Below are 15528 nucleotides of genomic sequence, written 5' to 3'. Positions count from 1 at the left end.
GGCTAAGAAATTGGTCCTTTGGGTGATCGGGAATTTATGAAGAAAACCTCGAGGAAAGGCTTGATCAGAGGTAATCATGCAAATGGAGAGGGGGAAAAATTAGCGATGGATAACATTACACAAAATCTGCTTCTCTCAAGTGGAGAATTAGAAGAAGAGCGGCACTATTGGTTAAAAAAGCTAGCTGGAGCTGAGCAGATGACCATCTATCCACCTGATTTTTCAAGAGGTGAGCAGACAGATACCGACATGACGAGTATACCTTTTACTTTTCCTGATGAAGTGAGTAAATGGATTGTACAATTGGTCAACGGGTCAGAGTATGGCATATATATGGTTCTTTTAAGCGGAATCAACTGTTTACTCTATAAATATACTGGTTACGAGGATTTGATCATTGGAATGCCTGTGTTCAAGAATGATGCCACAGCAGACCTGAGTCAGCTACTTGCCATTCGAACGCAGATGACACCAAGTGATACCTTTCGTACCATTTTGCATCAAGTGAAGCAATCTGTAATGGAAGCTGATCGTCACCAAAATATTCCAATTATGAAAATTTTAAAAGAAGTGGGACTGTTAAACGAAGATCAGCGACTCCCTACTTTTCCAGTGGTAGTAAGCCTTCACAATATTCATAAGGAAATAAATAATAATGATTTAGACCTTCATTTTCACTTTCACTATTCAGGAGAGCATCTTACTGGGGAAATCGTATTTTCTCAAGCAGTTTTTTACAAAGAGACTGTGAATCAAATGTTCAAGCATCTCTTCCATATGTTTATGACAATAATGGAGGACTCTACTAAACCATTAGTAGAGCTACAAGTAATGAGTGAAGATGAGTCTAATCAAATAATCCATGGCCTTAATCGGACAGAGAGGCCCTTTGCACGAGAAAAAACGATTTCAGACTGGTGGGAAATACAAGTTAAACAGACACCTGATCAGGTCGCTGTGGTGTATAAAGACCAGTCACTTACCTATAAAGAGGTAGATGAAAGAGCTAATCAGATTGCCCAGCATTTGCGTCGCCATGTCTCCATTCAGGCAAATGACTGTGTCGGAGTAATGGTTGAGCGGACAGAAGAAGTAGTGATTAGTTTACTAGCGGTTCTCAAATCGGGAGCAGCTTATGTACCGATTGATCCCACTTATCCAACTGAGCGTATAGCATATATGATCAATGACAGCAAGATGAAGGCAGTAGTGACTCAATCCGCTTATTTGAATCATTTTGATCAAGATATTTCTGATGACTGCAAAAATATTTCTTTTATGGTTCTTGATCGGGATCAAGAAATGATGGCACAGGAGCCAGCTTCTGTACTGGAGTCGATCCATACCGCTGACAATCTAGCTTATGTTATCTATACGTCAGGCTCAACAGGCAATCCTAAAGGTGTTATGGTAACGCATAGCAATGTAGGTAATTTTTTTATCGGGATGGATGAAAGCCTACAGCCAATAGAGGGAGATACGTTTCTATCGGTAACGACCATATCATTTGATATTTCTGTTTTGGAGCTATTATGGACAATAACAAGAGGAATTCGTCTTGTCTTGGTAGATACGCAGGAGGACACATTTGGTAGCTATGATAACTACCTTGACCTACCAAATGTTGAGATGATCACAATGATGCAATGTACCCCATCTCGACTTAAACTGCTTATGGACTCTCCTTACTCGCAACGTTTTTTACAGTCTCTTCGGGTTTTGTTAGTAGGAGGAGAAGCATTTCCTGCCCAATATGTGGACGAGCTACATATGAAAACCAATGCAAGAATATTCAACATGTATGGTCCTACAGAGACTACAGTTTGGTCTGCGGTCTATGAAATACCTAGACAAGATACTAAGCAAAACAACAACATAACAATAGGAAAACCAATCGCAAACACTCAAATCTATATTCTTGATCAACATCAAAAGCTGGTGCCTATCGGAGTACAAGGGGAGATTTGTATAGCTGGTGAGGGAGTAGCGAAGGGATATTTGAATCGCTCCGAACTGACAGAGGAAAAGTTTGTATTGAATCCCTATGGTAAGACTCGGGATGAAAAAATGTTTAAAACGGGGGATATTGGCAAATGGCTCGCGGATGGAACCCTACAATTTCTCGGACGTGCCGATCATTTGGTAAAAATACGTGGATACCGAATTGAATTAGGTGAGATAGAATATACATTGAATCAGCATCCTGAAATTTCCAATTCTATCGTATTAGCTCAACCAGACCATCAAGGAGATATGCAGCTCTCAGCCTTTCTGGTCATGGATCAAGAAGGAGAGAGAGAACCATCAACGCAGGAAATACGTGAATATCTTATGCAGCATTTACCTGTGTATATGATGCCGCATTTTTTTAGTAAGATATCTAGTTTTCCGCTTAAACCAAACGGAAAAATTGATCGTCAAGCGCTCTCTATGCTGACTCGTAGTGATGAATCATCTACTACGTTTGAAGCGGCTCGTGATGAAGAGGAAGAGGTACTTACCACTGTTTGGAGGCAGGTACTTGGGGAGGATAAGATTAGTATTCATGATCGCTTCATTGACTTAGGAGGTGATTCAATAAAAGCCATGAGGGTTGTTTCTGAACTTTATAAGCTTGGATACAAACTTCAGGTGAAAAACCTGTTTGAATATCCAACGATCATTGAATTGCGGCAACATGTACAGCCAGTAAATCAGTGGGTCAATCAGGATATTGTTCAAGGAACCGTTCCATTGACACCTATTCAACACTGGTTTTTTGCCCAATCGATGGAAGAAAAACACCATTATAATCAATCGGTAATGTTAGATAGCCACTCTCCAATTGATTATGAAAGCTTGATTAAGGTTTTGGACAAACTGACTGCTCATCATGATGCCCTTCGGATAACTTATCGACAGGAAGAAAATGGTGTTGTGCAGACCATACGGGATACAAGTCATCCTGTCTATGAATGTCAGGTTTTTGATTTAACAGGTAAATCAAAAACAGTAAAGGATGTGAGGAGTGACATTCAAAGCATATGTCGAGAGCTGCAATCAAGTCTTGATTTGTGGAATGGCAAGCTATTTAAAGTTGGTTTGTTTCACACTGATTACGGTGATCATTTATTTCTTACCTTCCATCATTTGATTGTCGACACCCTTTCTTTACGAATTTTATCAGAAGATTTAGAGCTGGGTTATCAATTGGCAGTGAACAATCAATCTGTTTCGTTTCCCGATAAAACGGACTCTTATTTAACCTGGTCACAACAGCTAGGCGAATATGTTAACTCGTCTGAGTTGCAAAAAGAGCTTTCCTACTGGATAAAAATAAGGGAAGAGTCTCTTGGAGCAGGTAGTGCTTTTGGAAAAATAAGCGAAAACGAACGGTTGGCAGTAAGCCTTTCAGCTTCAGATACTCAGCTATTGCTAAAAGAGGTTCATCGGGCTTACAATACCCAAATTTATGACATCCTTTTAACGGGACTTGGAATGTCTCTTCGCTCATGGATGAAATCGGACAAGATACTCATTGATGTCGAGGGTCACGGACGTCACGAGTTGAGTGAGCAATTGGATATAACCCGTACGGTGGGATGGTTTACCACAATGTATCCAATTCTTTTGGACATGAGTCATCATGCTGATCTTTCGACGCAAATTAAAGAAATGAAAGAGCACTTAAAGAGGATACCTAATCAAGGAATAGGATATGGACTACTCAAATATCTTGGAACTGATATGAATAAACAATCATTGTCAGGTGAATCGCAATCAACTCTCTTATTTAACTATCTCGGACAAGTGGATACGGATAGAGAAGGTACTATTTTTCAGCTCTCCTCCATTCCACCAGATTGTACCATCAGTAGTGTTAATGAACGTACCCATAATCTAATCTTCACGGGGATGGTACAAAATGGAGAGCTGACATTTTGGGTGGACTATAACAGAAATGAATTTTCGCGAGATACTATGCAAAGTGTATTGGAAGGGTTTTTCAGACATCTGCAAGAACTGATCCGTCACTGTACAAGTAAAAAGAGCCAAGAGTTTACGCCAAGCGATTTTGGAGACAAAAATCTATCGATGTCAGATTTGGATGATATTCTAAGTCTGTTAGAAGAGTGATCTCTTATACATGAGCAGAGGTGAAATATGGAGACAAACAACGCACAAATTCAGAAAATATATTCTCTCACTTCGACACAAGAAGGAATGCTATTTCATTCCATAATCGACCATACATCTGGAACATACTATCAGCAAGCAGTCTTTACAGTAGATGGCTTGCTTCAGACAGATCTTTTAGAGAAAAGTTTTAATCTCCTCATTGAGCGGTACGAGATTTTTCGGACAATGTTTGTATATGAGAAAATTCAAACACCCAAACAAATTGTATTGAAGGAGCGGCCACTTCTGATTCAGGTCGTCGATATATCACATCTTGATAATGAAAAGAAGGAATCCTATGTCGACGAGTTTATAAAATCGGATCGATCAAACGGGTTTGATCTAACTCATGATACTTTATTTAGAGTAACAATCATTCAAACAGGAATTGATAGCTATTACATTATTTGGGGATACCATCATATCCTTATGGATGGATGGTCATCTAGTATTGTATTAGATGAGCTCTTCCACATTTACGATTGTCTTCGGAATGAAAAAATATGTGAACTTGGAACTGTGCAACCCTTTAGTCAGTTCGTCCAATGGCTAGAGAAACGAAATCATGAGGAAGCCAAAACATATTGGAAACAATATCTTGATCAATATGAGCAACCAAGGAGTCTACCAGCCTTTGGTGAAGGTGGTACATCAGGAAAATTTAAACATGGGGAAGTTATCTTCGAATTAGATGAGAAGATGACCGAAAAACTGATACAGATTTCTAAACAACGCCAAGTTACTATCAATACGATATTTGAAGCATGCTTCGGTGTATTTTTGCAGAAGTACAGCAATCATACAGATGTGGTATTCGGATCGGTTGTTTCGGGGCGTCCTCCTACGTTACTCGGCAGTGAAGATATGGTTGGTTTATTTATTAATACCGTTCCGAAACGAGTGAAATGTGAAGATAATCAAGTTTTCTCATCCTTATTACAAGAAATACAGCAAGCTTCACTTGAGTCCAAAGATTATGAGTACTATCCTCTCTATGAAATTCAGGCGCTATCTCAGTTGAAGCAAGAGCTGATCTCACACCTTTTGATTTTTGATAATTATCCACTCTCAAAAGGGTTAGAACGTTTGCAAGATAAACAAAATATGGGCTTTTCTGTAACAAGCATTCAATTTACTGAACATCCAAATTATGATTTGACTTTGCATATTCAAATCGATCAAGTGGTAAAGATAAAGATTATTTATAATAAACTGGTTTACATAAAAGAACAAGCTGAACAATTCAAAACACATTTTATGCATATTCTTCATACGGTTACGTCTGAATCAGATAGTCTGATTGCTAATATAGAATTATTGGATCAAGCAGAAAAAAATCAAATCATTCATAAATTCACCAATAATGAACAAGTCTTATGTGGTGAAAAAACAATTCAAGGCTGGTTCCAGGATCAAGTAACGGAAATTCCAGATGAAACAGCAATTGTTTATCGTGATCGAACATTGACCTATCGTCAACTAGACGAGCTTTCGAATCAGCTTGCCCATTATTTGCGGGTACAGTATCAAATTCAGCCCAGCGATCTGATTGGAATCATGCTAGACCGTAGTGAACAGCTTATCGTAACCTTGCTGGCTATTTTAAAATCCGGGGCAGCCTATGTACCTATCGATCCAACGTATCCAGTTGAGCGTATTCGCTATATTATTCACGATAGTCAAATGAGAGTACTCTTGACGGAATCACGTTTTCAAAACCGAATAGGTGATACATCTGAATCGGTTACCCTACTCCTTGATCAAGTACATGATCAGCTGGTAAATCAATCAATTGATGTACCCCATGTGATAAACAAAGGATCAGATTTGGCCTATGTTATCTATACATCTGGCTCGACAGGTAATCCCAAAGGTGTAATGGTCACGCATGCAAATGTAAGCAACTTTTTTACAGCAATGGATCAAAAGCTGCAACCTAATGCAACTGATGCTTTTTTATCAGTAACAACGATTTCCTTTGATATTTCTGTGCTAGAACTATTCTGGACACTAACACGTGGAATCCAAGTTGTCATAAGCCCTGATGATACATATGAAAACTACGACAGTTTTTTAACAAATAAGGAACAGCCGGAGATGGATTTCAGTGTATTCTTTTTCTCAAGCTACGACCACCAAAAGGTAGATGAGAAATATTCATTGCTTTTGGAGACAACCAAGTTCGCAGATGAGCATGGATTCAATGCTGTATGGACTCCAGAACGTCATTTTCACGAGTTCGGTGGGCTATACCCTAATCCATCCGTCATCAGCTCAGCGCTTGCTATGATTACTCAAAACTTACAGCTCCGCTCTGGTAGCATCGTATCCCCTTTACATGATTCCCTGCGTATCGCTGAAGAGTGGTCAGTCGTGGATAATCTTTCAAAGGGACGAGTTGGCCTATCGTTTGCACCGGGCTGGCATGTGGACGACTTTGTTTTACGCCCAGAAAACTACGAAGAGCGTTATGCTCATATGTTTAGACAAATGGAAGAAGTCCGTCAATTATGGCGCGGTGAGAAATTAACTCGTATAAATGGAAAAGGATATCCTATAGAAGTTCAATCATTTCCAAAACCAATTCAATCTGAGGTTCCAGTTTGGGTGACGACAACAGGGACCGCTGAATCCTTTATTCAAGCTGGAAAAATGGGAGCCAACATTTTAACTCATTTCCTTGGACAGGACATTCATCAATTAGAAAATAATATTCGCCTTTATCATGAGACTCTACTCGATAATGGGCACGATCCAAAGCTATTCAAAATTTCTATCATGCTGCATACCTTTATTGATGATGATATTGAGTATGTACATGACAAAGTAAAAAAACCGTTTTGTGATTATCTAAGATCTAGTGTCAGCTTAATACGTAATTTGGCTAAAAATCTTAACATCGGCACAGATATGCTAGACATGAACAACGTATCAGAGGAGGATATTGAGCAAATTTTAGAAGTTGCTTTCCAACGCTATTGGAATACGGCAACCTTACTTGGTACACCAGAGACTTGCAATAAATTAGTTGAGCAGCTCTATCATATCGGTGTAACTGAGATCGCTTGTTTACTTGATTTTGGTATTGATCATGCCTCTGTTGTTCAAAGTTTGCATCACTTAGCTGCTTTCAAGGATAGGTACGCTAAAAAAGGCGAGAATGAAGCTTTATCTGGCGCCACAGTTTCACGAATTCGACCGATAACCATGATGCAAACTACGCCATCAAGGCTCAAGATGATTGCCGCTGATCCTAGCTCTCAGAAATTTTTACAATCTCTAGAGACCTTATTAGTGGGCGGTGAGGCTTTCCCTTCGTCACTGATGCAACAGCTACAAAGGCAAACAAAGGCAAACATTTACAATATGTATGGTCCGACAGAAACAACAATTTGGTCGGCGATCCATAAAATAGCTGACACAGAGCAAATTGCCTACATTGGAAAACCGATAGCTAACACCCAGATTTTCATTCTTGATGAGCACCATCATCTTCTACCGATAGGGGTTATCGGTGAAATTTATATCGGTGGAAAAGGAGTAGTGAAGGGTTATTGGAATAAAGAGAATTTGACTCGAGAGAAATTTATTCCGAATCCATTTTCTTCTGATCCACGTTCTCGTTTGTACCAAACAGGTGACTTAGGACGATATCGAGCAGATGGAACACTCGAATTTATTGATCGGAAAGACTACCAGGTCAAAATACGTGGCTATCGCATGGAGTTGGGTGAGATTGAAACAGCAATCCTTAAACATGAAGATATTGCAGAAACAGCGGTTACTACTCAAATGGATGAAAATGATGATAAACAACTCGTTGCCTATATTGTCTGGAAAATGGGAACAAATCAAATAAACAAAAATGTGACCCAGCTTCGCAGTTTCCTTGCGGAGAGGTTACCTAGCTACATGATCCCTGCTTATTTTGTATCCTTGGAACAATTACCCTTAACACCAAACGGTAAAATAGATCGGAGTGCCTTACCGATAGACTGGACATTGATAGACACGGGCGTTGAATATGTGGAGGCTTCCAATGATAAAGAGGATGTATTAGTTGCTGTTTGGCAAAAAGTCCTTGGTGTTAATAATGTAAGCGTCCATGACAATTTTTTCTCTCTAGGTGGAGATTCGATACGAGCGATACAAGTGTCTTCCTTAATTCAAAAATATCAATATAAAATCCAAATTAACGATTTATTCAAATACCCAACTATCAGAGAACTGTCTATGTATGTGAAACAAATTAAAACGAAACGGACAACTAACCAATTGGTTGAGGGGAACGTACGTTTAACGCCTATTCAACATTGGTTCTTTCAGCAAAATGTAACAGATGCCCATCACTACAATCATGCAGTCATGATTCATCATGAACAAGGCTGGGACGAGCTATTACTACAAAAGGTATTTACACGACTCGTCGAACACCATGATGCCCTGCGTATGACTTTTCATGTAGAAGGGGAGCAAGTAATACAGAATATCCGTGGACTTACCGATTGGCTGTTTGATTATACATTGATAGATTTCAGGGGTAAGCATGTGACACCAGATACGCTCGAAGCCGAAGCATCTAATATTCAGGCTGGATTTGATCTTAGCACAGGTCCATTGATGGCGATTGGACACTTTAAAACGGATCACGGTGACCATTTGTTGATAGCTATTCATCACCTTGTAGTTGACGGAATATCTTGGCGAATTCTGCTTGAAGATCTTGCAAGTGGCTATATGCAGGTACTAAATGGAGAGGCGATTTATTTTCAGGATAAGACGGATTCTTTTAAAGAATGGTCAACAGAACTACATGTTTATGCCAATAGTCAAACCTTACGAAAAGAATCTTCTTATTGGGAACAGCTGGCTAACGTACCGATGGTATCCTTACCTCAGGATCATATTGTAATCGATGATTGTATGCAGGATAGTAAGACATTAACTATGCATCTTAATCCGGAAGAGACTAACCATTTGTTAAAAGAAGTTCACCATACCTACAATACGGAAATAAATGACATATTATTGACGGCTCTTGCTCTTACGATGAGAGAGTGGACTGGTGAAAGTCGCACCTTCATACATTTAGAGGGCCATGGTCGGGAGCCAATCAGTGAAAATATAGACATTTCACGGACGGTTGGCTGGTTCACTTCTCTTTATCCTGTGTTGCTTGAAACAAAAGAAGAAGATATCGCCTATCATATTAAATATACAAAAGAATATCTACGAAAGGTTCCGAATAAGGGAATTGGCTATGGTATCTTACGTTACTTAACATCTGCTGACAAAGGGGAAGCGAGCCATCTTATTATAAAACCCCAAATTATGTTCAATTACCTGGGGCAATTTGATCAAGATATCTCAACTGATGCCTTTAAAATCTCACCTTATAGTACAGGGCCAACCCTAAGTCACAAAGTGGAGAGACAGTACAATTTTGAAATTGTGGGTATCATCCAAGATAGTTCTTTACGTCTTCACTTTGAATATAACCAAAACATGTACGATTCCAGCACAGTACAAAATATTATTGCTTTATACAAAAAACATCTGCTTGAAATTATCAACCATTGTCTCAATAAGGAAGGAAAAGAAATCACTCCAAGTGATGTGGGAAATGATACGCTCTCAATTGAAGAGTTGGCTGATTATCTAGAGCATTTATAGGAATAAGAAGGAGAGATTTGTATGCTACTTATAAAAGAGCTTGAGCATCAAATCATGATGGAAATGGAGCAGGCCCGTGTACCGGGTCTGGCCATCGCCATCATTCATAATAAGGAATTAATATATGCAAATGGATTTGGTGTTACTAGTGTGCAAGACTCAGGAGTAGCTATAAGTCCTCAGACTTTATTTCGTATAGGTTCGATTTCTAAGTTGTTTACGTCTACGTTGATCATGAAATTAGTAGAGAATGGGCTTCTTGATTTAGATACTCCAATCATAAATTACATTCCCTGGTTTTCACTTCAAAATCCAGCCTACAATGCTCTGTTAACCCTTCGTACTTTATTGAGCCATTCAGCAGGATTCAGCAACGGGGGAGACTATCTCGGGAGTAGAGAATCAGATGGTTTACGTCGACATGTATCTGAGGAGCTTTCAAAAATGAAATTGATGGCACCACCAGGAAAGCTTCATACATATAGTAATTTTCATTACAATCTAGCAGGCTGTGTAGCAGAAGAGGTTACTGGAAAAACATTTGCTACTTTAATGCAAGAACTGGTTTTTTCACCTCTAAAAATGAACAGTAGTACATACGATCCGCTGTTTGCAATGACACACTCACTAGCGCTGCCACATTATATAGATGATGATCAGATTTGTGTATTGCATCGCTTTTTAGAGAATACAGCATATTATCCATCTTTTTTTGCAATGTCAACAGTCACAGATTTGGCTAAGTTTGCCCTCTTACATATGAATAAGGGATGCTACTTGGGTAAGCAATTACTTCAATCTGAATCCATTCAGCAAATGCACGAATATAACACACCACTCTATAACACGTATCAAAGTGGATTTGGGTTGGGGTTTTTCTTGCAAGAAACAGAAAATGGACTTCGCATCTCCCGGCATTTTGGCGATATTAGTAGCTATAGTGCTGATTTTGTTATGCACACAGAGGCTGGGAGTGCTGTAATTATCCTTAATAATCGCCCCTTCCAACATGACAAGATCACCCGTCTCGTTTTTGATCAATTACAATTGCCGCATGCTCACGTAAAAACCTCAAAAGAATTATTCAAAGGTAGTAGTAACGAGGAGGATTGCTTAGGTATCGCAGGAACCTTCTTTGGAACTAATGTGGGGATTGCAGAAATTACGAAGGAAGATCAGTCTCTGCTGATCTTAAATAACCAACGAATTACGCTTCAGATTAAGACAAGCGATTTCTTACAGGGTTATGACGAAGAGGGTAACCATGTGATGAATATGGGAGTGATAAGGGAAGAAGATGGCTGCGTGCAGTATCTTATGATAAACAACAATCGTTGTCATCGTTACTTAATGCCATCTGGTAGGACGTCTCTATCAGAAGAGGCACTAGAAGCTTGTTGTGGAACCTATTCACATCACGGATTTCCAGACTGGGTTTATCATGTAACCTACCAAGATAATAAGCTCATCATGGAAGAGGATGGGATTACAGATGTTCTTATCCCAATTGAACATGGTTTATTCGTGAGTGATACTTTTAAATCGGTACAATTTCACATCGATGAACAAGGGCAGGTTCCCTATTTTTATCTACATGGCACTTGGAAAATGGAACGATTACATCGGTAATTATCTCTATTCAAAATAGGAGTAATCTATCTTGCACCTCTAGGAGGCTTTCATTCATGACGACTAGCAAAATTACAGAAAATCTCATACTCTCCAATGAAAAATTAGAAAAAGAAGAAGTATACTGGCTAGATCAGATGAACGGGATTAGTGTGCTTTCTACGTTTCCTATCGAATTTTTGCGTACATCGTTGGATGAATTCCAAAAGGGGGTTATCACTTATTCGTTTTCGGAAGTGATAACAGAAAAAATTCGGATGATTGCAAATCAATCTCCATACGCGATATTGACTATTCTTGCAACTGTCCTTGCAGATATTCTTTCACGTTATACCGAAACAGAGGATATTGTTTTTAGTATGCCTGTTTTTAAACAAAAGAAAGAATTGAAGACCGTAAACAAATTACTACCGCTGCGTATTCAGGTACAACGTAATGAGATGACTTTTAAACATTTATTGATGCAAATGAGTAAAAAAATCAATGAAGCGAGTCAAAATTCAAACTATCCATTTCACCAGATAATAAAAAAATCTGGATTGCAGGTTGAAGATGGTATATTTCCATTGTGCAATACTTGCATTATGTTAGAAGACATCCACGAGAAAAATAGCGTTAGCCAAATAAAAGCTGATTCGCTATTTATCTTTTCTCAGAATAAGGGTAATCTACAACTCACTCTTGAATATAATGCTAGTTTGTATAGTTATGACCGCATGCAAATGATCGTTCATCATGTAGAGAATTATCTCTCTGAAGTGATGAGAGAACCTGATAGAAGCTTAATGGAGATTTCATTTTTAAGTGAAGCTGAACGTCATCAATTACTTTATGATTTTAACTCGAGTAGTTTTGACTATCCGCGCCATAAGTCGGTATCCCAGCTTTTCGAAGACCAGGTAGAACGTACGCCTGATAGGATCGCTGTTGTATTCGAAGGGAAACAATTAACCTATCGTGAATTAAACCATCGGGCGAATCAAGTAGCTTGGTTCTTACATGAACAAGGGGTTAATGAAGATACGATTGTCGGTTTTATGGTGGAACGTTCTCTTGAATTATTAATTGGCATCCTTGGTATTATCAAATCAGGTGCTACATACCTACAAGTGGACCCGGATTATCCAAAAGAACGAATTAACTATTTGCTTATCCATTCTCAAACTTCTGTGATACTAACCCAGCAAAAACATAAAGACAACGGCAATCTAAAACAGGCTCGCACTTTTATCATCGAAGATATTTTGACGCAATCAAATGTTCGTACTGAAAATTTGAATCTACTTTATCAACCTGAAAATCTTCTGTATGTTCTCTATACATCAGGTTCTACAGGCAATCCAAAAGGAGCCATGATCAAACACCATTCGTTTGTCAATCTATTATACTGGCATATCAACAAATTGTCGTTTTCAGAAAATGAACGGGCGCTGTTAATTGCACCTAGCAGTTTTGATTTGGCACAAAAAAATTTGTTTAGTGTGTTACTAGTTGGAGGGAGATTGATAATCTATTCTCCGGGTCCATATGATTATCGTCATATTTCTACCGTGATCGATAAAGAGCAGATAACAATGATCAATTGCGCTCCTAGTGCCTTTTACCCCTTGGTTCATGGAAATATCGACGATGATTTTGTTAAGCTAAGAAGTATTCGCCACATTAGTCTTGGTGGTGAACCGATCAACATGGGTAATCTACAGTCTTGGATCAAATCGCCCCATTTCAAAGCGGAGCTCTCAAACACATATGGCCCAACAGAGTGTACAGATATTTCTGGATACCATATTTTGAATAAGGAAGAATTACATCAAATTACTACGGTTCCTGTGGGCAAACCAATTCACAACGCCAAGTTTTATATTTTAGATAAATATTTGCAGTTGCTTCCACCGGGGATTCCAGGTGAACTATGTATTGGTGGAGAAGGGGTGGGAAATGGTTATTTTAACGCTCCAGAGCTAACAAATGAGCGTTTTATCGATACACCTCATTTAAGCGTACCACGTGTCTATAGAACAGGTGATCTGATGCGTTGGCTAAAAAATGGCGATCTTGAATTTATTGGGAGGATTGATCATCAAGTAAAGATTCGAGGTTTTCGTATCGAGCTGGGGGAAATAGAAGCAAGGCTTTTACAATACCCTGGCATGAGAGAAGTTATTGTTCTTGATAAAACAGACGAACACGGGATGAAATATTTGGCTGCTTATTTCGTGTCAGAGAATGAAGTGACTCTTGATCTAATTTCTAATTTTGCTCAAAGTCATTTACCAGAATATATGATTCCTTCTCAATTTATGCAGTTGCCTGAATTTCCACTTACTCCAAATGGGAAAATCAATCGGTTGGCACTGACTCAATTACAAGATTACCTTACTTCATTTACTTCATATGAAGTTGCAAATACTCCTCTGCAAGAAGAATTGCTAAGAATTTGGAAAAACATTTTAAAACTCGAAAAAATCGGGAGACATGATAATTTTTTCCGGATAGGAGGTCATTCCCTTAAGGCAATGATGCTAGTAACTATCCTGTACAAAGAATTCAATGTGAGTCTTTCAATTAAACAAATCTTTGATAATCCCACCATTGAGTTATTGGCGCAGTTGATTGAAGTGTCTGGTGACTCTGCCTTTATCCAAATTCCATTGGAACCAGTCGAAGAGAGGCCGTATTACCCAATCTCTGCTGCCCAAAAGCGAATGTTGATTGTTGACGAACTAAATCAAGGGGATACAAGCTATAACATTCCTTCCTGCGTAATTATTGAAGGACCAGTCAATCCAGAACGTTTTGAGACAGCTCTTATTCGACTCATCGAGCGTCATGAAGCACTCCGTACCTCTTTTGAGTGGCAAGGGGAAGAGCAGGTTCAACGAGTACATAAACAGGTAAAATTTCAAATGAGTCAACGCAAAATACAAGAGGATGAGGTTATTGATTTAATTAGAGAATTCGTAAAACCATTCCATTTATCACAGGCCCCTTTGTTTCGCGTCGGCTTGTATGAGCTAGGTCCAGATCGTTATTTTTTGATCATGGACATGCACCATATCATTTCTGATGGTATATCTATGGGAATCTTAGTCGAAGATGTTATCGACTTATATAAAGGACAGGAGCTTTTGCCACTACCGATACAATATAAAGATTTTACACATTGGCAGAATCAATGGTTTGCTTCTGAGCAAGTAAAAAAACAAGAATTGTATTGGTTGGATACGTTCGCTGGTGAACTTCCAACTCTTCGCTTGTTGACGGATTATCCACGTCCTCGAATACGTACAAACGTAGGGGACAGAATTTCCTTTATGCTTTCTAAGGCTGAGAGTGATGAACTTAATCGAATCGTCCAAGATAGTGGATCTACCTTATATATGATTCTGTTAGCGGCATATAATATATTGTTGTTCAAGTGTACAGGACAGGAGGATATCGTTGTTGGTACTCCTGTAGCAGGGAGACAGCATGCTGATCTGGAAAGAGTAGTAGGGATGTTTATTAACACATTACCAATGCGTAACTATCCTAAAGCTTCGAAAACATTTGCAGAATTCTTTACAGAAATAAAGATACGAACCCTTCAAGGGTTTGATCACCAGGATTATCCTTTTGATGCTTTAGTAGAAAAACTCAAAATACCAAGAGATTCGAGTCGGACTCCACTATTTCAAACCATGTTTACTCTACAAAATATGAACCAAGCAAAGATAGAATCGGAAGAATTAACTTATACAGCCTATGACTTTTCGGATAATACCTCCAAAATGGATTTATCAATCATTGCCGTTGAGACTCCTGATGGCTTATTATTTGATCTGTATTATTCAAGTAACTTGTTCAAACGAGAAACGGCTGAAATCTTAGGGCAAGCGTATTTACAGATTATGAAGCAACTCCCATCTCGCTTTGACAAGACGATTGCTAGCTTTGAGCTTGAATTTAACTCAGGTGAACGCAATTCGTCAGCTCAAACAGATGCTTTTGAGGATGAGGAATTCGATTTTTAAAGAAACGTCAAAAAAAGTGTAGTAGCAAGGTAATCATCTCCTGCTCCTGCACTTT

At 38.8% G+C, this 15528-nt stretch carries 4 protein-coding genes; all 4 read left to right on the top strand.

Going from position 1 to position 15528, the window contains the following annotated elements; all coding sequences use genetic code 11:
- Positions 1 to 36 precede the first annotated feature (36 nt).
- From BrL25_RS23660 to BrL25_RS23645, 4 genes are read left to right on the top strand one after another with little or no spacing between them, the layout of a single operon-like run.
- On the top strand, positions 37 to 4116 hold the full coding sequence (locus BrL25_RS23660) for a non-ribosomal peptide synthetase (RefSeq protein WP_018670733.1): 4080 nt from the start codon (positions 37 to 39) through the stop codon (positions 4114 to 4116).
- A gap of 27 nt (positions 4117 to 4143) precedes the next feature.
- Positions 4144 to 9831, top strand: a complete 5688-nt coding sequence (locus BrL25_RS23655; RefSeq protein WP_018670734.1) for a MupA/Atu3671 family FMN-dependent luciferase-like monooxygenase — start codon at positions 4144 to 4146, stop codon at positions 9829 to 9831.
- Between the two features lie 21 nt (positions 9832 to 9852).
- Positions 9853 to 11460: a serine hydrolase domain-containing protein gene (locus tag BrL25_RS23650; protein WP_018670735.1), complete on the top strand. Its 1608-nt coding sequence runs from the start codon at positions 9853 to 9855 to the stop codon at positions 11458 to 11460.
- Between the two features lie 56 nt (positions 11461 to 11516).
- A complete protein-coding gene (locus tag BrL25_RS23645) occupies positions 11517 to 15473 on the top strand; it encodes a non-ribosomal peptide synthetase (RefSeq protein ID WP_018670736.1) in 3957 nt (1318 codons plus the stop codon).
- Positions 15474 to 15528: the final 55 nt, after the last annotated feature.

The sequence above is a fragment of the Brevibacillus laterosporus DSM 25 genome, assembly GCF_002706795.1.
In the GTDB taxonomy this organism is placed as follows: Bacteria; Bacillota; Bacilli; order Brevibacillales; family Brevibacillaceae; genus Brevibacillus_B; species Brevibacillus_B laterosporus.
The sequence above is the reverse complement of the archived record's forward strand: the minus strand, read 5'-3'. Positions and strand labels throughout refer to the sequence as shown.